The organism is Devosia geojensis, from assembly GCF_000969415.1.
Lineage (GTDB): Bacteria > Pseudomonadota > Alphaproteobacteria > Rhizobiales > Devosiaceae > Devosia > Devosia geojensis.
In genome coordinates this window covers 1-451 of sequence record NZ_JZEX01000112.1, presented here as the reverse complement: position 1 = coordinate 451, position 451 = coordinate 1, and the positions used below count along the sequence as shown (strand labels likewise).

General features: G+C 59.0%; 1 protein-coding gene. It reads right to left on the bottom strand.

Features of this window, described 5'->3' with window-relative positions:
• Positions 1 to 451, bottom strand: a 451-nt coding sequence (locus tag VE25_RS12025) for a 50S ribosomal protein L25/general stress protein Ctc (RefSeq protein ID WP_046108878.1), incomplete at both ends; no start/stop codon positions are given.

The following is a 451-nucleotide window of genomic DNA, read 5'->3' as shown; positions in this document are numbered from 1 at the left end:
GTGTCGCCGATGTCGAGACCGGTCAGATCGACGGTCACTTCTTCGGGGATGTTGTCCGCAGAAACGGTCAGATCGAGCGTGTGGTGCACGATATTGAGCGTACCACCGCGCTTCAGGCCCGGGCTGGCTTCTTCATTGATGAAGTTGACATGCACCTGGACGTTGATCTTGGAGCCCTTGCCAATGCGCAGGAAATCGACGTGCAGCGGGAAATCCTTCACTGGATCGAGCTGGTAGTCGCGCGGGATCACCTTGTGGATGGTGCCGCCGACGTCGAGGTCGATGGTGTGGGACAGGAAACCGCCGGCGTAGATCGCCTTGTAGATATCCTTGTAGGCGAGGGAGATGGTGACGGGTTCTTTCTTGTCACCATAGATAACAGCAGGAACGAGTCCCTGACGGCGCAGCTCACGAGCGGCCCCCTTGCCCACTCCTTCACGCGCCTGTGCAC